The following is a 21,177-nucleotide window of genomic DNA, read 5'->3' as shown; positions in this document are numbered from 1 at the left end:
GCCGGGTCGATCTCACGACCTTCACCCTACTGCCAGTCGCGCCGAGCCGGGCAACCATGCGCCACAACAGGCGTTAAGGAGCTCAGCGTCCGAGAGAAGCGGCAGCGAGCACGCATCCCCGGCCGCGTTGTCCCGCTTCCAACTGGGAACCAAGAGGCCTATCAGGTTGAGAACGTCTACGAAACTTCCTTGCCGCCGCGGCTGGACCTCAGGCCTAGCGCTTAAAGTCGGGCCTTGATGTCCATGGCCGCGCCACAATCCGCCGACATGCAGTCGGTTCTCCACAACAACATTCAAGCTCTGGTTGACCATCGACGAGAGCAGGAGCAGCATCGGGCGTTTCAAGATCGAATTGCCGGCGTCATTTCCCGTTTCGCGGGGAGCATGGCATTCGTGTACCTGCACCTTTCAATTCTGATCGTCTGGGTCGTGCTGAACCTTGGAGCGATCCCGGCTGTTCCACCCTGGGACCCAAGTTTTGTGATATTGGCAATGGTAGCTTCGGTTGAGGCGATCTTCCTGTCTACCTTTGTACTGATCAACCAGAACAGAATGGCTGAGCTCAGCGAGCGCCGCGCTGAGCTGGATCTGCAAATCAGCCTGCTCAACGAGCATGAAACCACGCGACTGATCGAAATGATGTCCGCCCTGACGGAGCGTTTGAAGGTACCGACGCCAGCAGATGACGAACTGCCCCAGCTAGCTCAGAACGTCGATCCTCAAGCGGTGATGAGCCAAATCGAACGGGTCTCTGAAAATCAGACCAAGCGCTAGGATTTATCGAGTGCCAGTCGACACCAGTATCCGAATTGCCGGTCCGGCATTCAGAGATCTTTTTCATTTCCAATCAGCTAAGTGATTGAAAATGGCGCGAGTGACGGGGCTCGAACCCGCGACCTCCGGCGTGACAGGCCGGCACTCTAACCAACTGAGCTACACCCGCGCAAGACGAGCACGGTCAGCCGTGTTCGTCGTTGGGGCGGTGGATAAGGCGTAAGCCACCGGGTGTCAAGCGGAGCGCGACAGCATAACCGCAAACAGGAGAAGGTTTTTTGACAAGCCGAATTTTGTTGCCGAAAACGATCAACGGCGAGGGCATCGTGCGCTCATTTGGCCTTGCGAACCCCGTCCTAACTGCTTAAAGGTCCGGCCGGAGCGGGCGATTAGCTCAGTTGGTAGAGCGCTTCGTTTACACCGAAGATGTCGGCGGTTCGAGCCCGTCATCGCCCACCATACAACACTGAATTAAATTGATTATTTTTGGTCGTGACTGGCCTCTCATCGCTGGGCTAGCGCCCCTAGCTACAAACTAGCAACTCGACGCGGCGATTCCTGCGCCCCGTAGCAGGTCGACAACGCATCGGTTGGGCAGGAATCATTCATCATTCGATGGCCCTTCCACGGCCAAAACCTGTAGACTCTCGATCTCCAGCATTGCCTTTCCCGCGATCGCTTGGAGGTCTCCATACACGCCGACTGTGGGCTCGATGACGCTTTGGATTTGGCGGTGCCTCGTACCCCCAAACTGGAAATACGGCGCGCATATATTCGCGAGTCTCTACCGCTACTTCTAAGATGATCTCCCTCAACGGGCATCGCTACGTTGAGACAGCAGTCTACGGCGATCCGGAACAGGGCGAGGCGGCATCTTCTCCGTTCGATGTGGTCAGAGGCGAGTGGGAAGAACCGATCGCTGTTTCGCCCCAATGCCCGTAGAGGAAAAGACCGCTGGACAGTCCGACGTCGGCCTCAGGATTCGACCACTCCATCGGGATTGGCGCCAGGTAGCGCGGTCGGGGAGCGGATAGCGCCCTGTTTGCAACATCGCAACATCGGGGCTCCCGGAAATTGCCTGTCTGTTGGCGGCCAACGCCGGCGGATCAAAGGCGAGATACGGAATCAGGTAATACGGATAGGATTCCCGAAAGCTGCCAGTCCGCCTTCGGCCCCGATCATTCCAGCCCGCAATGCGCCGCAAGTCGGTCAGTAGGCGCCCTGCTGTCGTTGCCCCAAAGTCGCCGTTGTCGGAAACGATGGCGCGCTTGTGCTGCAGCACCAGGTTCTCGGCTCAGTTGGCACGGCCTGAGACTTTCCTTCAATTTCCGAAGCGAGCGATTTCAAACCGAGCCTTCAGCGCCCGGCCCTTCGCGGCACCTCTTGGCATCGAAGCGCTGTGTGCTTTAGGCCCCAGGTTGCGGCATTGGGCAGATACTGCGTCTCGAATGGTTGCCGCTGGGCGACGAACTCAGGCGCACATTGCCCTCTGTGAGGCGTGATCAGGATTAGTCGATAACCTCCGCGGGTACGGTTTCGCGTATAGAACTGAGCTTGATAGATGGCTGCCGGGCAAAGTTCTTGTGGATCAAGTCGAGCGTTGACCTTTCGTCAAGCGCGCGACCATGATCGCTAACCGTTTTCATCCCGTGAATAGTGTCCGTGCAGTATGACTGAGCCTTTCCAATCCTTCCTGCAGCGTTGCGTTTCGGTCGACCTGGAAGTGGATCCTGCAACCGCCACCATCTTCGCTTTTGCGGCGGTGCGCGATGATGCTCGTCCCCCGATCCTGGCAAAGAAACGCGATCTCGTGGCGGCCCTTGACCGTCTGGAAGCAGAATCAGGCGAGGCCGAGCATCTGCTCGGCCACAACATTATTCGGCATGACTTGCCTCATCTGGTCGCGGTGCAGCCTGGGCTGGCGAATATTTTTCGATCGCCGATTGACACCCTATGGCTCAATCCGCTCGCATTTCCGCGCAATCCCTACCACCACCTGGTCAAGCACTACCACGACGGGCGCCTGCAAGCGGGCCATGTCAACGATCCGGAAATGGATGCGCGACTGGTGTTTCAGGTGCTGCGCAATCAACTATCGGCCTTGACGCAGCAGAACGCCGACCAGCCCGATGCCGCGGCAGCCTTTCATTTCCTTACCACGAGAATGGAGAACCCGGGCGGGTTCGACGCAGTGTTCCAGGAACTTCGCGGAGCTCCTGCGCCCGGTCCTCTTGCGGCGAGAGAAGCGATTTTCCGGCTGCTATCGGGGCGCGCCTGTGAGAGGCGGATAGAGCAGACGCTGACCCGCCTTTCGAGCCCGCAACTCGGATGGCCCATGGCCTATGCTATATCCTGGATCCTGGTCGCGGGCGGGGACTCCGTCATGCCACCCTGGGTGCGGGCGCAATTCCGCGAGGCTGCACTGATCGTGCGGCACCTGCGCGACACCAATTGCGAAAGCCCAGATTGCGCCTGGTGCAGCGAGAGGAACGACCCAGTCCGCGCGTTGTCGCGCTGGTTCGGGTTTGATGCCTTTCGCGCGCAGCCGGTGGACGATATGGGTCGCCCTCTTCAGGAACGGATCGTTGATGAGGCGATGCGTGGGGCGAGCATCCTCGGCATTTTGCCGACTGGCACCGGCAAATCGGTCTGCTATCAAATCCCCGCCCTCTCGAAGTTCGACAAGACCGGCGCGCTGACCGTGGTAATCTCGCCGCTGGTCGCACTGATGGCCGATCAGGTGCAGGGCATGGCGCGGGCAGGAATTTCCTCGGCCGTCACGGTCAATGGAATGCTGTCGATACCCGAGCGGCAGGACGCGCTGGACCGTGTGCGCATGGGAGAGGCGGCTATGCTGCTGATCTCGCCCGAGCAATTGCGCAGCAACTCGGTCCGCTCGGTTCTGGCCCAGCGTGAGATCGGGCTCTGGGTGCTGGACGAGGCGCATTGCGTGTCGAAATGGGGCCACGATTTCCGGCCCGACTACCGCTATGTCAGCCGCTTCATCAAGGAATTCTCGGGCGATGAAGCGCCTGCTCCAGTGCTCTGCCTTACAGCCACCGCCAAGCCCGAAGTAGTGCGCGACATCCGCGATCATTTCCAGTCACGTCTGCAGCGCGAACTGATGCTGCTGGACGGCGGCGCGGTGCGCACTAATCTCAGCTTCGAGGTCCGGCCCACACAGCGCGGCACCAAGCTGGCCGATATCCTCGATGTGATCGAGGCCAAACTGCCACAGGATGGGGCTTCGGGCGCCGTAGTCTATTGCGCCACCCGCAGTGAGACGCAACGCGTCGCCGATTTCCTCAAGCAGCAGGGTCTGTCGGCGGAACGGTTCCACGCCGGGCTGACCCCCGAGGAAAAGCGCGATATCCAGGAACGATTTCGCATCGGCGAGCTCCGGATCATCGCCGCGACCAACGCTTTCGGCATGGGGATCGACAAGCCCGATATCCGGCTGGTGGTGCATGGCGACATTCCCGGATCATTGGAGAACTACCTGCAGGAAGCCGGGCGAGCGGGCCGCGACCGCGCCCATGCCAATTGCGTCCTGCTGTTCGCCGCCGAGGATGTCGAGCGGCAGTTCTCGCTTTCGGCGCGCTCGCGCCTGGCTCGGCACGAAATCGGTGCCATCCTCAAGGCCCTGCGGCGGCTGGACGACCGGATGAAGAAGACCGGCACCGTGGTGGCCACCTCAGGTGAAGTCGTCCGAGCCGGACGCGATCAGGAGTTCGAGCGCGACAGCGCCACCGACGACACCAGGGTGAAAACCGCGGTGTCCTGGCTGGAAGAAGCCACGCTCCTGAGCCGCGAGGAGAACCGGGTTCAGGTCTTCCCCTCATCCCTCAGGATACGCAACCTGGAAGAGGTCGAGGCGATCCTGGCCAAGACCGCGATCACCGGCATCCGTCGCAAGCAGCTTCTGGATATCACCCGCCACCTGATGAACGCACCCCCCGATCAGGGCATTTCCACCGATGAGCTGGCCGGGGTCAGCGGATTGACGGGCGGCATGCTGATCAAGGCAATGGCCGATCTCGAGGCGCTCGGGGTCGCCCGCAACGACCTGGCGGTCACGGTCTTTGTCCATGTCACCATCGAGGGGCATTCGCAGCAGCGACTGGGGCAGGCCGCACAGCTTGAATCCGCGCTGATTGCCCTGATGCGCGAAGCCGCCCCCGATGCCGAAGGTGCGGGGGGCATTCCCCTCCATTTGGCCGAAACCTGTCAGGCGCTCCGCAATCAGGGGCACAGCGCAGTGCGCCCCGACATCGTGGAAAAGTTGCTGCGCAGCATGGGCCGAGACGGGCGCGATCAGGACGGCGGCAAGGGCAATCTGCGGCTGCGCAAGGCTTCGCGCAACACGTTGATCGTGACGCTGCAACAGTCCTGGCAGGCGCTGGAACAGACAGCTAACCTGCGGCACCAGGGCGCCGAGCTGTTGCTGGAACATCTTCTGGGCAAGCTACCGAAGGGCAGCCGCGGCAAGGACATCCAAGTCGAAACCACGATGGGCGATCTGCTTGCAGCCCTCACCGGAGACGCCCTGCTTCGCAGCAGCGGCATTCAGGACATGACGAAGCTGATGGACCGCGCACTTCTGTGGCTGCACGAGCAGGAGGTGGTCACGCTGGGCAAAGGGCTGACTGTTTTCCGGCAAGCGATGACAGTCTATCTCAACTCCTCGGGCGGCCAGTTCACTGTGAAAGATTTTGTGCCCCTTGAGGAACACTACGCCGAGCAGACCATCCAGACTCATGTGATGGCGGCCTATGCCGAAAAGGGTGTTGTCGCGATGGATCAGGCGCTGCGGCTGTCTGAGGATTACTTCGTGCTGGAGCGCGACGCCTTCCTGCGCCGCTGGATGCCCGGCAAGGGTATGGAGATCCGACGCCAAACCACCGGCGCCTCCTGGAAAGCCATCGTCGAGGCACTGAACAATCCAGTGCAGCAGAAGATCGTCGCAGATGATCGCGAGCAGACCAACGTGCTGGTCCTCGCCGGTCCGGGCCAGGCAAGACGCGCGTTCTTGTCCATCGCATCGCCTACCTGATCCGGGTCCGCCGCGAGGACCCGCGCGGCATCCTCGTGCTGACCTATAACCGTCATGCTGCCGCCGAGATACGCATCCGGCTGCGACACCTGATCGGCGATGACGCCAATGCCGTAACCATATCCACGTGCCACGCCCTCGCGATGCGACTGGTGGGAGCGAGCTTTGCCGGAGCGGCGAGCGAGACGACGCACGATTTCGACGGAATCGTCTTGGAAGCGGTGCGCCAACTAAACGGCGAAGGGCTCAGCAAGGCCGAGGCAGAGGCTCAACGCGAGACGCTGATCCATGGTTATCGTTGGATTCTGGTGGACGAGTATCAGGATATTGGCCCCGAGGAATACGCACTGATCTCCGCCGTTGCAGGCCGCTCACTGGACGATAAGGAGCTTCAACTCGGCCTTTTTGCGGTGGGCGACGACGATCAGAACATCTATGCTTTCGCCGGCGCGTCCATCCGCTTCATCCGCCAGTTCGAGGCCGACTACAGTGCACGACCGGAGTTCCTGATCGAGAACTACCGCTCGACCGGACATATCATTGCGGCGGCTAACGCGGTCATCGCGCCCGCCGCTGATCGCATGAAAGCCAGTCACGACATTGCCATAGATCGCAAGCGCAGCAAGGGGCCGACCGGTGGAGAGATGGCGGCGCTCGATCCGGTTGCCCACGGGCGGGTGCAAGTGCTGGACTGCCCATCCGGCGACGTGGCGCAGGCGATGGCAGCAGTTGATGAACTCGTCCGGCTGTCGCGCCTTGATCCGGAGTGGAGCTGGTCGCGTGCGGCGATCATCGCGCGCGACTGGCGGCGGCTGACCCCGGCGCGCGCCTATGCCGAATCGCTTGGCATTCCCGTGGAGATGGCTAACGAGAGCATGCCCAGCATTTGGCGTCTGCGTGAGATGCAGCAATTCATCGACGCCTTGCGCCGGGATACTACCCGTCTGCTGGCCATCCGTGATCTGGTCGACGTGCTGAACGCGATACCGTCCAACCGCTGGACGGACCTGATCGCCGAAGGCATCGCCGCGCTGGCGAAAGAGCTTGCGAACAAGACCATGCCTGTGCCGGACCTTGTCGAGTGGTTCGCTGAATGGGCCAATGATGCCCGCAGCGATCAGCGCTCCCTACTGCTGCTGACGGCGCATCGATCCAAAGGTGTGGAGTTCGATGACGTCGTCATCCTGAATGGCGGTTGGGACAGGCCTTCCAAAGGCGAGGATCCCGATGCGCCGCGCCGCCTGTTCTATGTCGCTATGACCAGGGCTCGGCGCAGCCTTGCCATCATTGCCGATGGACAGCATCCGTTTGTCCAGCAGGGCGCAGAGCATGTGCTGCGCCGAGCCGCACCAGCCATCGGCGCTGACGTCGCTCTTCCGACTGCCCTGTACCAGGTGCCGGACCTAAAGACTGTGGACCTGTCATGGGCGGGGCGTCTCAGGACGGGTCATCCCTCAATTGCCTCAATATCGGCGGCGAAAGTAGGAGATCCGGTTCATATCGTACGCGAAGGCCCCACCTGGATGATACAGGACGCTCAGGGACAAGCCCTCGGACGCATGGCCAAAAGCTGGTCACCACCCGAGCGCCTCAGCTTTCTGCGCGGCGAAGTCGGCGCCATCGTGCGCTGGCGCAAGTCCGACAACCAGGAAGAGTATCAGGTGCACCTTCACAGAGATGTCTGGGAAGCGATCATACCGGAGCTGGTATTCGGGTGATAGTCTCACGGCTTGCGGACAACATTGGTGAGGATCCCAGCGGACAAGGAGCCTCTCGGCGTAAAGCCCAGCTAGCAAAGGGCCCCATCTTCCCACAGCGACCTTCTTCAATGGCCGCAGCTTGAAGGCGACAAACCGAACCTTCTTTTGGCGCCCGCCGACTGACATTCGAATTTGACGAGTCCGCTTCCGCCTTCACCTTAAAAGGGGAACAGATCAGGGCCGGATGGCGTCAGGCAGCGCTGGAACCCCGAATGACTCCTCCGGGTTCAGTTGAGCCGGCGGAAATACCCCTCGCTTCCCTCCGGACATCTCCGCCCGGTTCATTCGACTATCAGCGCGTCCAAGATTGCACGTGAGCAGATCGACGGCCGCTCGCTGACTTCGGGGCAGACTGAGCGCTTTTGGTTTCCGCACTTTTTGTCGGGCTAGATCGGGGCGGCTCGGGATTGCAAACTCCATCGAGCGAACAAGCAATCTGTGACGGACCGACTGAGCCGGCCACGGGCGGCAACGCGACTGCGCCGCCGTTGCTCGAACAAAAGTTGCGTTTAGCGTTGAATATACTTCTCTATCTGAAACGAGATAATAAGCCTAAAAAAGTACCTTTGATTTTTAATTATTGTTAACCATGTGTTAGTCGGGGTTATCCGGTTAACGCTTGAGGAAACTATTGTGGTTATGTTTCGTACCTCGCTGATATATGAGTCTTAGGTAATGTGCGGATTCGGGGGCTATTTCGGTTCGATCCGGGATGCGGAAGCTTTGCTTGCACGCATGATAGCTGCGATCGCCCATCGCGGGCCGGATGAGCAAGGGAAATTTGTAACACCCGACGCTGGGCTCGGGCATGCGCGGCTGTCCGTGATCGGGATCGGTGATGGCCAGCAGCCGATGTCCGATGTATCGGGCAACTTGACCATTGCGTTCAACGGCGAGATTTTCAACTACCTGGAACTGCGCGAAGGGCTGACAGCGAAGGGCCGGCGCTTCCGTACGTCGAGCGACACAGAGGTCATCCTGCACCTGTATGACGAGATGGGCGAAGACTGCCTGCCGCTTCTGAACGGCGATTTCGCCTTCGCGATATGGGATAACAGGCGTCGGCGTATGGTGCTTGCACGAGACCGGATGGGTGTCCGGCCGCTGTTCTACACGAACAAGGACGGCGTGCTTTACTTCGCATCGGAAGTCAAAGCCCTCGTGAAGGTCCCCGGCGTCTCAGCCGAAATTGATCCGATTGCACTCGACCAGATATTTACGCTGTGGGCGCCGATCGCTCCCCGCACAGCTTTTCGCAATATCCATGAGCTGGAGCCGGCAAGCGTGATGATCGCGACTCAGGGACAAGTCACGGTCAAACGCTATTGGCACCTCGACTATCCGCATCGGGACGCGCCGTCGACGGTCACGAACGAGGACGATGCGGCCGAGGAGCTGCAGGCGCTTTTGACTGATGCGGTGAGGCTTCGCATGCGCGCCGACGTGCCGGTCGGTTCTTATCTTTCGGGCGGGCTCGATTCGTCCCTTGTCTCGGCGCTTGCCGCCGGCATGACTCCTCTCAAGCTGCAGACATTTTCCGTGACGTTCGACAGCGCCGAGCACGACGAAAGCGCCTTCCAGACCGAGATGGCTTCAGCACTTGGCACCCATCATCGAACCATTGCCTGCCGTGCCGGCGATATCGCCGGTGTCTTCCCTGAAGTCATCCGCTTTGCCGAGCGGCCGATCATCCGCACGGCCCCGGCCCCCCTCTATCAATTATCCGGCCTCGTTCGCCAGGCTGGCCTGAAAGTGGTGCTGACTGGCGAGGGCGCCGACGAGGTCTTCGCAGGGTACGATGTCTTCAGGGAAGCGCGTGTTCGCCGGTTCTGCGGGCGGCAGCCGGCATCGCGCATGAGGCCACAGCTGTTCCGCAGGCTTTATCCCTATCTGCCGGGTCTGCAGCAGCAGTCAGTGGAGTACCTGGCTGCGTTCTTCGGCGCCGGTAACACTGCGCTCGACGATCCGCTGTTCTCGCATCGGTCGCGCTTCAAGACCACGGCGGCGGCGAAGATTTTCTTTTCCGGCGACCTGCGTGCGACGTTGAAGGGCTATGACCCGGCCGAGGAATTGGTCAGCCGGTTGCCCGAGGCATTTTCCCTGTGGCATCCACTGCATCAGGCACAATATCTCGAAACCCGCTTCCTTCTACCGGGTTATATCCTCTCCAGCCAAGGCGATCGCATGGCGATGGCGCATGGTATCGAAGGACGTTTCCCTTTCCTCGATCCTCGTCTGGTGGCATTCGCGGCAAGACTACCGCCGGAGATGAAGCTGAAGGGATTGGTGGAAAAGCACATACTGCGCAAGGCTGCCAAGAACCTGCTTCCGACGGCGATCCGGGAGCGCACCAAACAACCTTACCGAGCCCCGGACGCCAGCTCCTTTGTTGGAGCCGGAGAACTGGATTACGTACGCGACTGCTTGAGCGAAGCGAGCGTCGCCGCCGGCGGACTGTTCAACGCCAAGGCGGTGGCGAATCTTCATGAGAAATGCCGCACGCAGCCAGTATCTGGGTTTCGCGACAACGCGGCCTTCGTCGGAATTTTGTCGACGCAGCTGTGGCAGAAAAATTTCACCGGCCAAGAGGTCGGTGCGGCACGAGCAGCCTGAGAAGGGAAGGAAAGAAAATGGTTACAATCAAGGACAAGGTCAGAACTTTTATCGTCGACAACTTCCTGTTCGGCGACACGTCATACCAGCTTGCAGATACAGACTCGCTGATCGAGAACGACATCATCGACTCGACCGCCGTGCTGGAATTGGTGGCATTCATCGAAGACGATTTCGGTATAGCGATGGTCGATTCCGACGTTGTGCCGGCCAATCTGGATTCGATTGAACGCCTCTCATCCTTCATCAGTGCGAAAGCAAAGGCGCTGGCAGCGTAGGTGCCCGCGGCGAGGAGCGTCCATGCGGATCGAACATTTCCTGGCCACGAAGGCCGCTGCCCATCCCGCCAAAACGGCATTGATCACCAAAGACAAAAGGCTGAGCTTCGAAGAACTGGACGACCTTTCGAGCCGCCTAGCCGCCGCCCTTTTCATGAATGGCGTCAGGCGCAACGACCGGGTCCTGGTCTTCCTGGACAATTGCTGGGAGGCCGCGGTTTCGATTTTCGCCGTCCTCAAGGCAGGAGCGACGTTCAGTCCGATCAACTCATCCACCAAAGCTGAAAAGCTTGCCTACATCATCGCCGATTGCGACGCTGCCGCGATCCTCACGCAGGCAAAACTGATGCCTGTGGTCGCCGAGGCATGCGGATCGAGCGGCAAGACCGGCATCTTCGTGGCTTCCACCGCTGGTACCGATGGCCAATGCCCGGCAGGTGCGAAATCCCTGGCCGACTGCCTGACGCTCGAAGCCAGTGAGATCGACCACGGCGGCATCGACGTCGATCTGGCTATGCTCATCTACACCTCAGGCTCAACGGGCCGGCCCAAGGGCGTGATGATGACGCACCGCAATTGCGACGCGGCCGCCGACTCGATCACCACCTATCTGCGCAACTCGCCAGACGACATCATCTTGAATGTTCTTCCCCTTGCCTTCGACTATGGCCTCTATCAGTTGCTGATGGCCGTCAGGCTCGGCGCCACGCTCGTGCTCGAAAAGTCCTTCGCTTTTCCCCAAGCGATCTTTGAGCGTATCCGCGAGGAGGGCGTCACCGGTCTTCCGCTCGTGCCCACGATGGCAGCGATGATCCTGCAGATGCGTGACCTGGCGCCGGGGTTCCTGCCCAGCCTTCGCTATATTTCGAATACGGCGGCGGCCTTGCCGCAGGCGCACATAGAACGTCTGCGTTTCCTTTTTCCCGGTGTCAGCCTCTATTCGATGTATGGCCTGACGGAGTGCAAGCGCTGCACCTACCTGCCGCCCGAGGAGCTCGATCGCCGGCCGGGATCGGTCGGCATAGCCATCCCGAACACCGAAGCCTTTGTCGTCGACGACCACGGGCAACGCGTGCCGCCAGGCGTTGCGGGTGAGTTGGTCATTCGCGGGCCGCATGTCATGCAGGGTTACTGGCGCAACGAAGCTGCAACCGAACGGGCCCTGCGGCCTGGCCCGAATCCTTGGGAGAAGGTTCTCTACACCGGCGATCTGTTCAGGACCGATGAGGATGGCTTTCTCTATTTCGTCGGGCGCAAGGACGACATCATAAAGACGCGGGGGGAGAAGGTGGCCCCGAAGGAGGTGGAGGCCGTGCTTCACGCCCATCCGGGCATCGCGGAGGCCGTTGTCGTCGGCGTGCCGGATCCGGTGCTTGGGCATGCGATCGGCGCACTCGTGATACGCTCGGACCCGAAGCTAAGCGAAAAGGATGTCATGCGCCACTGCGCACGTCATCTGGAGGATTTCATGGTCCCCAAGGTCATCGAGTTCCGCTCGGAATTACCAAAAACCGATACTGGCAAGGTGAGCCGCCGGCTTGCTGCAGAGATGATGGAGGCCGCGCAATGAGTGTTCGCCCCAGCGACGGCGCCCAGACCATTCTGGCGCAGGCCCTGGCGATCGACCCCGCCGCCGAAACGGACCGGATCGTCACCGCTTTGCGCCAGCAGTTGCGCGGTATTCGCAAGCGGGGTCTCACGCTCGGTCTTTCGGGTGGGATCGATTCAAGCGTTTCGGTGGCGTTGGCCGCGCGAGCCGTCGGGCCTCAGAATGTATTGTGCCTGTTCATGCCGGAAAACGATTCCGATCCGGAAAGTCTGCGGCTCGGCCGCGTTGTCGCCGACACTTTCGGTGTCGAGGCTATTGTGGAGGATATCGGGCCGGCTCTGCGCGCCATGGGCTGCTATGAGCGTCGCGACGCCTTCATCCGCGAACTGGTCCCGGAATATGGCGAAGGCTGGGCCTCGAAGATCGTGATCGCGAACGCGCTTGAGGGCGAAGGCTACAATATTTCGTCGCTGGTGGTGCAGGATCCCAAGGGCAAGCAGACGAAACTGAGAATGCCGCTGCCGGTCTATCTCGGTATCGTCGCCGCCACCAACATGAAACAGCGCACCCGCAAACAGATCGAATATTATCATGCCGATCGCTTGAACTTCGCCGTTCTTGGAACGCCGAACCGGCTGGAATACGATCAGGGTTTCTTCGTCAAGAACGGTGACGGCGCGGCTGACGTCAAGCCGATCGCACATCTCTATAAAACGCAGGTCTATGCGCTGGCGGCCTATCTCGGCGTTCCAGAGGAAATCCGCAACCGGCCGCCGACCACCGATACCTACTCGCTGGCGCAGACGCAGGAGGAGTTCTACTTCTCGCTTCCCTATGACCGTATGGATATTTGCCTTTGCGGCCTCAACAGAGGCGTGGCTGCCGAAGTGGTGGGGCAGACAGCGGGACTAACTGCCTCGCAAGTTGAACGCGTCTGGGCCGACATCGCCGCCAAACGCAAGGCGACGCGCTATCTGCACCTGCGCCCGCAACTCGTTGATGAGGTCGAGGAAGTCGGTACCTGAGCTACCTCTCGATCCGAGTCATCGGAAGCACTTCAGGTGAAGCGGCCGCCGATCAGCCGGCTCCACTGCTCGCCCGCAAGCCCGTTCAGGAAAGCTTGCGAGTTCTTCATGGCATCCAAAAGCTCTGGATCGCGTGAATGCACCACGGTCGAGGCAACAGTTAGGAAAGCTATGCGTCGCCCAAGCATTGCTTCCAGAAGTGCGGGTTGAATCCGTCCGCGCAGGCCGCTGACGCCGCGTACGGCGGCATGATCGATCAGGCAGTCGATCACCGCACCCGCCTGGCCGGGAAGGGCGAGAATCTGCAGCACGCGACCGATTTCATTTTTCCGTGCGTGATAGGCGAATGCGCCGACATTGGTGCCGACTGGCGATGTCACGGAAACGAAGACAAGCTCGCCCATATCCGGCTTTTGTGCCGCATCGGCCAGGATATGATCGAGCTGGCCTTCCGCCCACTCCGGGCGCAGGACGAACTGGGCGGTCAACGGTTCGACGAGCTTGGCAAACGTGCCGCTGTCGATTTCCGACGTCCGTAAGACGCCATGGCCTGCCCCGTCCGCCGCCACACCGGACCAGCGTCGTTCGCTGGACTTCATTCGCCTGCAATAAAATCGGTCGAGGGCATGCGCAAACGGATTGAACATTCGGGCAAGCTTCATGCGACTGGCGGACAGGCTGAGCACAAAGCTCGACGGCCGCATCACGCGTACCCAATCGAGACTGTATTGCGGCAGGACCACGCCACGCAGCCGTGTCCACAACCTTGCGGAGATGTCGTTGGCCGTCTCGCTGAAAGAGATGTCCTGCGGACCATCCAGGTAAGCTTTCAACAAGCGGGCTCCGGCCATCGGGTCGCGCTCATGATCCTCGACCATGAGCGAGCTGCAAATGGCGGCGTGTAATTGCCGGCCGTTGAACTGCATCGGCAATGCGTGAACGCCGACAAACCCGGAGACGCGGCCGGCGTCGTTGACATGGACTAGCGACCGGAGATCGCCTCCGCAACCGGGCGCCTCCAGATAAAACCGTCTCATATATTCGATGAGCGAGGCCGGCGCTTCGGTCCGCTCTTTGCGAAACACGCGTTGAAACATGCCTGCGACTGCCGGAAGATCGGCACCTTCCAGGGCGCGAATGACGCTCAAGCCCGGCTCCCGCCACCGGAGTCCCGTCCACCGCATGCCCGGACCATGGCGACGCCAGGCTCCCCATCCGCCATCGCGGCGACCGTCGGGTGTTCGTGGCGGTGCGATCTCGCCCAGTTGCAATCGCTCCGATGGCCGAAAGGAGAGCTGAAATGCTGCGGCAAGGTAGGCCTTTTGCTTGATCATGAAAACGAGCGTCGTTGCTGTTACCAACTTCGGGTAAACCGATGTTAAAGTATTGGTAGCGAATCGACTTTTATCGACGCGACTCACGCCTTGTTTCCTCGGCGCCGCGGCACGGCTGGCGAGGCCTCAGCCCGCAACTTCCGGCGCGAAGCCAAGTCGCTTGGCTACGATCCTTGCCCGCGTCGCCGTTCTTGAGACGAACCGTGGCAAGTGCTGGATGATCTGCCGCTGTTGCCCGGTGCAGGAAAAAACCGGCGCCGAAATCGAGGATCATGGCGGAAGGAGCCGGAAATCCTTGCCTTCGGGCAGCAGCTGCCCGCCGTCGACGATTATGGTCGTGCCGGTGATGTAGCTGGCGTCGTCCGAGGCCAGGAACAGGAAAGCATTGGCCACGTCGCGCGGGCTGCCGAGGCGGCCGAGCGGTATGGAGTCCTCCATGTTCTTTATATAGGCGGCGCCGCGATGGAGCTGGATTGCTTCGGTGAGGATATTGCCGGGCTCGACGCCGTTGACGGTGATGCCATAGCCCGAGAATTCGAGAGCGGCCGAACGGATTAGGCCGTTGATGCCGGCTTTGGTCGCCGAATAGTGGCCGTGACCAGGGCTGGTGACGTGCGGGCCGGTGATGGAGGAGGTGAACAGCATGCGGCCAAAGTGCTGCGCCTTCATCGGAACGAGTGCGGCACGGGCGGCATTGAAGGTGCCGCGCAAATTGACCGCCATGACGCGGTCCCAGTCCTCCGGACTGGTGTTCTCCAGCAACTGCCAGGGATAGATGCCGGCATTCTGGACCATGATGTCGAGACGGCCGTGATGGTCGAGCGCCAGCGCAACGGCGGCCTCCGCATCGGCCAGCTGCGAGATGTCGGTGCGGATGAAGACAGCGCCGAACTCGTCCGCGGCCGCTTGCCCGGCCTCGACCTCGGTATCGGCCAGGACCAGCTTCGCGCCCTCTTCGGCAAACCGCTGTGCGATGCCCTTACCGATGCCGCGCGCACTGCCGACGATCAGCGCGACCTTGTCTTTGAGACGCCCGGTCATGCCAGCCTCTGGCGAATGGTTTGCTTGAAAGCGTCGAGCAGCACGGCGGCAAGCACGAGCAGGCCGTGGATCACCTGGGTGAAGTTGGCCGGAAGGGCCATGAGGTTGATCGCAGTGTTGATGGCCGACAGCAAAAGCACGCCGGCATAGACGCCGGGCAGGGTGCCGACACCGCCCTTCAGGCTGACACCGCCGATGACGACGGCGGCGAACGCGTTGAACAGCAGGCCGACGCCGAGATTGGCGGTGGCGCCCGAGGTGCGGATCGCCAGCAGCCAGCCGGCAACGCCGGCGATGGCGCCAGCGAGAACAAACGCAACAACCAGGTTGCGGTTGACGCGGATGCCGGCTCGGAAGGTTGCAGTCTCGTTGCCGCCGATCATGACGAGATGCCTTCCGAAGGGTGTCTTGGCCATGATTAGCGAGAAGACTACGAAACACGAAATGGCGATCCAGGCGGTGAGGGGCAGGCCAAGGAGGCGCTGAATGCCGAACCAGCGGATCGCCGGCGCAAGGTCTTGCGCAGAGCGGCCGCCGGAAATGACCAGCACGAGGCCGCGCACCCAGATATAGGACGCGAGCGTGATGATGAAGGCGCTCATCTTCACCTTCACGACCAAATAGCCGTTGATGGACCCAATGATGCCGCCGACAAATAGGGCAAGCAGCAGCGAAACCGGAACCATCAGCCATTCCGGCTGCAATTGGACGCCAAGGCCGATGCCCGCCGAGCAGAACAGGATACCGACCGCCATGGCGCCGAGCGCCGCCACGGATTCGACCGACAGGTCCATATGTCCGGTGATGATGACCAGCGCCAGGCCGATCGACATGACGCCAAGCACGCTCGACGCCTCGATGATGTTGGCGAAGATGCCGAGCTGGAAATAGTTCGGAATGGAAATGGAGAAGACCACCAGCACGAAGACCAGCATGAACCAGACGAGGTTGTCGAGGACGAACTCGAGGGTGCGGCGGGTGCGGGGATTCATGTGCTGATCCGTCTAGCGCATCGATTCTCGGAAAGGATCATGCGCGGATTGAAATTTGCTGCAGCTTCCCTTGCGCGTCCGTTCGAACGCGCCGGTTGAGCTCCGGGCCAGCGTGGCCCGAAGCCCTAGGCGACTTTGCTATTCGACCGGCTTCACCGTGTCCGTAGGCGGCTTCATATTGCCCCAGAAGGCCGGGTTATCGACATTTTCCTTGGTGATCGCAGCGCCGGGGATCTTGATGTTCGGCCCCCAGGCTTCCTTGGTCAGAGTCGACTTCAGGCCGAGCACGTCGTACTCGCCCGGCTTGATCTCCTGTTTGTTGACGACCTTGTCCATAAACATGGCTACGGCGGCGGCCTGAGCGTAGAGCGGCTGCTCGACTTCGACGTTGAGCCAGCCCTTGCGGATCAGGTCAAGGCCGACCGGCGCGCCATTCGAGCTCATCAGCATAACGTCGCCCGGTTTCTTGCCCGCGGCCTCGAGCGAGGCGACGGCAGCGACCGAGAGATGCGCGGCGTGGCTGAAGATCAGGTCGATATCCGGGTTGGCGAGCATCTGGTCGGCAACGATGGTGCCGGCATTGCTGGCTTCCCATTGCATGGCCGGAACCGAGATGATCTTGACGTCCGGGAACGCCTTCATTTTCTCCTCGAAACCCTTCTGGATGTCGAGCGTGTAGGGGTCGCCAGGATCGCCGAGCACCTGGAGGATCTTGCCTTTCACCGATCCGTGCTTCGCCTTCAAGAGCTTCTCGGCCTGATCGGCGGCAATCTGGCCGATCTCGACCGTTCCCGCCACCGATGTGAAGTCGGACGGTGTCGAGGTGATCTGGCGATCGAATTCGACAACCGGGATACCGGCGGCGCGGGCGGCCTCAATGGACGGCTTCAGCGCATTGAAATCGACGGCGGCAAGAATGATCGCCGACGGCTTGAGCGCGATAACGTCGTTCATTTGCGATTGCTGAGCGTCGGTCTTGTTGTCGGCGTTCAGCGTCTTCATCTCGTAGCCGACCTGCTTCAGGAACATCTCCAGAGCGCTCACCGAGCCGGTCTGGAATTCGTCGAGTAATGTCGGCACCAGATAGTAGACGGTGCCCTTGGACTGGGCGAATGCCGGCGTGAGCGTGGCAAAGGCCAGTGCCAGGATACCGAAGACGGAAAGAAGTATTTTCTTCATGTCGTTCGCTCCTCTTGCGCCGGACCCCTCATTTGCCCCTCAGCCTGCCGGTCCGGCACCGGCAAGCGTCTCTCCGGTGATCATGTTGATCACCGCGTCGGGACTTGTTTTGTTGCGCGCGACATCGCCTGCCACGACACCTTGCCGGATCACCACGATCCGGTCGGCGACCTGGAAGGCCTGTTGCATGATATGGGTGATGATGACGACGCCGATACCTTGGCTGGCCACCTGGCGGATCATGTCGAGACCGCGCCGTGTCTGCTCGACACCAAGTGCCGCGAACGGCTCGTCGAGAAGCACGAGCTTGCCGCCAAAATGCACGAATCGGTTGAGCTCGATGGCCTGCCGCTGGCCGCCTGAGAGGTGCTCGACATTGGTTCTGAGCGAAGGGATGCGCGTGCCGGCGCTGGCCAGCGCCTTTTCGACCACCTGCTCCATGGCGGGTTCGTCGAGCAGGGGAACGCCAAGAAATTTCCTGGTGATCTCGCGGCCCATGAAGAAATTGGCCACCACGTCGACATTGGTGCAAAGCGAGAGGTCCTGGTAGACGGTCTCGATCCCGGCGGCCTTGGCCTCGGCGGGAGATTTGGCGAGGAATTCCTTGCCCTCGAACAGCATGCGACCGGAGGTCGGCTCCAGGCCTCCGGCGATGATCTTGACCAGTGTCGATTTGCCGGCGCCATTGTCGCCCAAAAGCGCTACCACCTCGCCCTTGCCGATCGAGAAGCTGATGCCCTTGAGCGCTTCGATCGCGCCATAGTTCTTGGCGACGTTGTCGAGCACCAGCAGAGGTTCACTCATGCCGCGATCCCCTTGCCTTGCAGGATATCACGCCCGCGTTCGCGCTCGGCGGTGAATATCTGGCCGAAGCGCGGCGAAAGCACCCCTGAGACGGCAAGCGCTGCGGCACCGCGCAACACCGCCTGCTGGCCGCCGCGTGCGACGGTGACACGCGGCGCCGTGCGGTCCTTTCGCGCCGAGATCGAGTTGGGAAGGTTCGCAACCGAACCGGCCAGCCGTTCAAGTAAATCGGTGGACGCCAGTCCGCCGAGGATGATGGTTTCGGGATCGAACAGGTTCTCGATGATGGTGATGGCGTTGCGGAAGATCGGCCCGACTTCATCAACCCAATCGGCGCCGCTGATGTTCCGGCGCCGCAGCGCCTCGAGCGAGAGGTATCTTTCGAGGCAGCCGCGATTGCCGCAGGGGCACGGCTCGCCACCCGGCACGACAGGAATGTGTCCGATTTCGCCGGCATTTCCCCAGGCGCCGCGCAGCGCGCTTCCGTCATGAACCATGACGCCGCCAAGACCGACACCAAAATAGAGATAGTAGTATTCGGAATATCCCGTCCCGAGGCCATACAGGCGCTCACCCATTGCCGCGGCCGCCATGTCGGTCTCAAAAAACGCGGGCAGCCCGGTCGATGCCTCCAGCCGTTCTCGAAGCGCCACGTCCTTCCAGCCGGTCATCGTCGTCGGGCCGATAAAGCTCATCGACTCCACGCCGAAAGGGCCGGGCAGCGCCATGCCGATGCCGAGAACGCGACCGCCAGGCCGCAGTCGGGTCAATTCAAGCACCATCGCGCCGATCAGTTCGAAGGCATGGTCGGGCGTTGCGTTGGAGGCCTCGCGATAGGTGCTCTCGATCACGTCGCCGCTCAAGTTGATCAGCGCCGCATTGATACCCAGCGGGGTGACATGGATGCCGACGGCATAGCCGCCCTCCGGGTTGATCCGCAGGGTCGCCGGAGGCAGCCCGCGCCCCCGCGGCTCTTCGCGCATGGACAGAACGTAGCCGTGTTCTTCCAGCTCGCGAACGATGGTCGATACCGTTTGCACGGTTAGCCCGACCCGCCGGGCAATGTCGCCGCGGGCGATCGGACCGTGAAGGCGGATGGATTCGAGGACGATGCGCCTGTTGTAAGGCCGCCCGAATTCCTGATTGGTCCCCCGCAGTGCCATTTCTCGCGTCCCTAGGAGACGTTGAGGTTCGCACCGAATATTTATTCAGTCAAATGGAATTCAAAAATAATAAATGACTTCCGCGCTTGATGCGTCGGTCCCGGGTTCACCAGCGACACGGAGCAGAGCAGAGGCCGCTATCAGGTGGAAAACGGCCAGATCTGTCTTAATCAAGAAGATGCGGACTTCAGAGATACTGCGCGACCTTCTTGCCGATCCTTAGGAAGCGCAGCGGGTCGATGGCTTCGCCATTGTGGCGGATCTCGTAATGCAGATGCGGGCCGGTCGAGCGGCCGCTGCTGCCGGTCTTACCGATGACGTCGCCGGCATTTAGTCTCTGGCCGACGGTCACGTTGATTTTGCTGAGATGCCCATAGCGCGTCGCAAAGCCGTTGCCATGGTCGACCTCGACCATGCGGCCATAGCCGCCGTTCCAGCCGGCCTTGACGACGACGCCGGGCGCCGTGACCTTGGCAGGCATTCCGGTCGGGGCCCTGAAATCCATCCCCGAATGCAGCGCGGCGGTGCCGAGGAGCGGGTCGGTGCGCACGCCGAACGGGCTGGTGACCGAGCGACCGGGGGCGGGATTGGCGAGCGGCAGCCGTCGCGCCTCCGTCTTCAGACGATCGAGCGCGTCCAGCGCCTCGTCCAGTTCCCTTACCTTGCTGTCGAAGGTCATCGAACTGTCGAGTGGTATCAGCGGACCGCCGGTGTCGCTCTTGCCGAAATCGCTGTCGACCGGCAGGCCAGCGGCCTCGAGCGCCTGAGAGATTGCATCGGCGTTTCTGTAGGCGTTGTCGGCAAGCGTGGTGATGCGGGTGAGCTGCTGGCTCTCTATGGCCTTGAGCGACTCGTTGATCGATACGAACAGCTTGTCGGCACGATCGGCCGCCGTATCGCTCGGCAGCGGATCGGAGCGGGTCGACCACAGGGAGAACGGCCTGGTATCGCCGGCGCCAAGGTTGGCGCCGACTCTGGCAACCGAATAGGACTGCGGCTGGGCGTCGGTTACGTCGGCGCGTTTTTCCGGCTTTGCGGACGCAGCAGTGCCTGCGGCAGGTGGCGTTCCGACTTCGCTCTCGCCGCGCTCGAGGAGCGGGCCGAGGCGGCCATGGCGCAGGCTGAGCTGGGTCTGTCGTTCCAGCAGTTCGCCAACTTTGGTTTCCATGAGCTGCTGGTCGAGAAGCTGACGGCTGGTGATCCGGTCGACCTGGGCGCGCAGTGCGGAGATGCGGTCCTCATAGGCCTGCTGCATGCGCGCCTGCCGTGCCGTGGTCGCGCCGATCAGGTCGTCGCGCAGCACGAGATAGGAGGTCGCCAGCAGGTAGCCTATGGCCATCGCCGCCAGCGCGGAGCCGCAAAATGCGGCAACCCATGGACGTATGGTGAAATGCCTGATCTTGTTGCCCCGGGCGATAATGACCGTGTGGGGCTCCTTGCGCCTGCCGAAGACCGTTGACTGACTGGCTACGTTCACGGGACCACGCTTTCGTACGATACCAACGACAAGCCTGATTACACATCATTAAGGTTAACGGTCGGTTGCTGGCGCCCAGCTCCTTGCAGCCCATGGGTTGCAGCTGGATTGCCATGAGGGCATGAGGCGCAGACT

At 61.2% G+C, this 21,177-nt stretch carries 12 protein-coding genes, 2 tRNA genes and 2 pseudogenes; 7 read left to right on the top strand and 9 right to left on the bottom strand.

Annotated features, from left to right (window positions below):
• Positions 1–243 precede the first annotated feature (243 nt).
• Positions 244–774 carry a DUF1003 domain-containing protein gene (locus tag EOA78_RS17935; protein ID WP_127316281.1) on the top strand — a complete coding sequence of 177 codons (531 nt, stop codon included), beginning with the start codon at positions 244–246 and terminating at the stop codon, positions 772–774.
• 92 nt (positions 775–866) lie between these two features.
• Here EOA78_RS17935 and EOA78_RS17930 read toward each other — a convergent pair.
• Positions 867–943, bottom strand: a tRNA-Asp gene (locus EOA78_RS17930).
• 214 nt (positions 944–1,157) lie between these two features.
• Here EOA78_RS17930 and EOA78_RS17925 point away from each other — a divergent pair.
• Positions 1,158–1,233 (top strand) — tRNA-Val (locus EOA78_RS17925).
• A 142-nt stretch (positions 1,234–1,375) separates the two neighbouring features.
• On the opposite strand, the pseudogene EOA78_RS37095 reads toward EOA78_RS17925, so the two are convergent.
• Positions 1,376–1,504 (bottom strand): annotated as a pseudogene (locus tag EOA78_RS37095) (DUF2130 domain-containing protein); the annotation flags it as partial.
• A 939-nt stretch (positions 1,505–2,443) separates the two neighbouring features.
• On the opposite strand from EOA78_RS37095, the pseudogene EOA78_RS17920 reads away from it, so the two are divergent.
• The 5 genes and pseudogenes from EOA78_RS17920 to nadE all read left to right on the top strand — a co-directional run bounded on the left by EOA78_RS17920 (position 2,444) and on the right by nadE (position 13,052).
• A pseudogene (locus tag EOA78_RS17920) lies at positions 2,444–7,545 on the top strand (RecQ family ATP-dependent DNA helicase).
• A 717-nt stretch (positions 7,546–8,262) separates the two neighbouring features.
• Positions 8,263–10,200 (top strand): asparagine synthase (glutamine-hydrolyzing), encoded by a 1,938-nt coding sequence (gene asnB, locus EOA78_RS17915; protein ID WP_127316280.1) that lies wholly within the window; start codon positions 8,263–8,265, stop codon positions 10,198–10,200.
• 17 nt (positions 10,201–10,217) lie between these two features.
• The gene (locus EOA78_RS17910; RefSeq protein ID WP_127316279.1) at positions 10,218–10,478 is read left to right on the top strand and encodes an acyl carrier protein; all 261 of its coding nucleotides are present in this window, start codon (positions 10,218–10,220) and stop codon (positions 10,476–10,478) included.
• 22 nt (positions 10,479–10,500) lie between these two features.
• Entirely contained in the window at positions 10,501–12,048 is a 1,548-nt protein-coding gene (locus EOA78_RS17905) for an AMP-binding protein (protein ID WP_127316278.1), read from the top strand.
• Positions 12,045–13,052, top strand: a complete 1,008-nt coding sequence (nadE, locus tag EOA78_RS17900; protein ID WP_127316277.1) for an NAD(+) synthase — start codon at positions 12,045–12,047, stop codon at positions 13,050–13,052. Before EOA78_RS17905 ends, nadE begins: the two co-directional genes overlap by 4 nt.
• A gap of 32 nt (positions 13,053–13,084) precedes the next feature.
• On the opposite strand, the gene EOA78_RS17895 is transcribed toward nadE, so the two are convergent.
• The 7 genes from EOA78_RS17895 to EOA78_RS17860 form a co-directional block, all read right to left on the bottom strand.
• A complete protein-coding gene (locus EOA78_RS17895) occupies positions 13,085–14,200 on the bottom strand; it encodes a hypothetical protein (RefSeq protein ID WP_127316276.1) in 1,116 nt (371 codons plus the stop codon).
• Between the two features lie 456 nt (positions 14,201–14,656).
• On the bottom strand, positions 14,657–15,427 hold the full coding sequence (locus EOA78_RS17885; RefSeq protein WP_127316275.1) for an SDR family oxidoreductase: 771 nt from the start codon (positions 15,425–15,427) through the stop codon (positions 14,657–14,659).
• On the bottom strand, positions 15,424–16,419 hold the full coding sequence (locus EOA78_RS17880; protein WP_127316274.1) for an ABC transporter permease: 996 nt from the start codon (positions 16,417–16,419) through the stop codon (positions 15,424–15,426). Before EOA78_RS17880 ends, EOA78_RS17885 begins: the two co-directional genes overlap by 4 nt.
• 138 nt (positions 16,420–16,557) lie before the next feature.
• On the bottom strand, positions 16,558–17,598 hold the full coding sequence (locus tag EOA78_RS17875) for a sugar ABC transporter substrate-binding protein (protein WP_127316273.1): 1,041 nt from the start codon (positions 17,596–17,598) through the stop codon (positions 16,558–16,560).
• A gap of 39 nt (positions 17,599–17,637) precedes the next feature.
• Positions 17,638–18,402 (bottom strand): ATP-binding cassette domain-containing protein, encoded by a 765-nt coding sequence (locus EOA78_RS17870; protein WP_127316272.1) that lies wholly within the window; start codon positions 18,400–18,402, stop codon positions 17,638–17,640.
• The gene (locus EOA78_RS17865) at positions 18,399–19,565 is read right to left on the bottom strand and encodes an ROK family transcriptional regulator (protein WP_127316271.1); all 1,167 of its coding nucleotides are present in this window, start codon (positions 19,563–19,565) and stop codon (positions 18,399–18,401) included. The genes EOA78_RS17870 and EOA78_RS17865 overlap by 4 nt, the downstream gene beginning before the upstream one ends.
• Positions 19,566–19,752: 187 nt before the next feature.
• Complete coding sequence (locus EOA78_RS17860; protein WP_127316270.1) at positions 19,753–21,042, bottom strand: M23 family metallopeptidase; 1,290 nt, start codon at positions 21,040–21,042, stop codon at positions 19,753–19,755.
• Positions 21,043–21,177 lie beyond the last annotated feature (135 nt).

It is taken from the genome of Mesorhizobium sp. M5C.F.Cr.IN.023.01.1.1 (assembly GCF_003997585.1).
GTDB classification, from domain to species: domain Bacteria; phylum Pseudomonadota; class Alphaproteobacteria; order Rhizobiales; family Rhizobiaceae; genus Mesorhizobium; species Mesorhizobium wenxiniae.
The sequence above is the reverse complement of the archived record's forward strand: the minus strand, read 5'-3'. Positions and strand labels throughout refer to the sequence as shown.

What these genes read in the sequence shown, in the direction of transcription:
- EOA78_RS17875 (WP_127316273.1), bottom strand. Translation starts at nt 17,598, where the DNA reads ATGAAGAAAATACTTCTTTCCGTCTTCGGTATCCTGGCACTGGCCTTT.
- EOA78_RS17905 (WP_127316278.1), top strand. Translation starts at nt 10,501, where the DNA reads ATGCGGATCGAACATTTCCTGGCCACGAAGGCCGCTGCCCATCCCGCC.
- nadE (WP_127316277.1), top strand. Translation starts at nt 12,045, where the DNA reads ATGAGTGTTCGCCCCAGCGACGGCGCCCAGACCATTCTGGCGCAGGCC.
- EOA78_RS17870 (WP_127316272.1), bottom strand. Translation starts at nt 18,402, where the DNA reads ATGAGTGAACCTCTGCTGGTGCTCGACAACGTCGCCAAGAACTATGGC.
- asnB (WP_127316280.1), top strand. Translation starts at nt 8,263, where the DNA reads ATGTGCGGATTCGGGGGCTATTTCGGTTCGATCCGGGATGCGGAAGCT.
- EOA78_RS17910 (WP_127316279.1), top strand. Translation starts at nt 10,218, where the DNA reads ATGGTTACAATCAAGGACAAGGTCAGAACTTTTATCGTCGACAACTTC.
- EOA78_RS17865 (WP_127316271.1), bottom strand. Translation starts at nt 19,565, where the DNA reads ATGGCACTGCGGGGGACCAATCAGGAATTCGGGCGGCCTTACAACAGG.
- EOA78_RS17935 (WP_127316281.1), top strand. Translation starts at nt 244, where the DNA reads ATGGCCGCGCCACAATCCGCCGACATGCAGTCGGTTCTCCACAACAAC.
- EOA78_RS17885 (WP_127316275.1), bottom strand. Translation starts at nt 15,427, where the DNA reads ATGACCGGGCGTCTCAAAGACAAGGTCGCGCTGATCGTCGGCAGTGCG.
- EOA78_RS17880 (WP_127316274.1), bottom strand. Translation starts at nt 16,419, where the DNA reads ATGAATCCCCGCACCCGCCGCACCCTCGAGTTCGTCCTCGACAACCTC.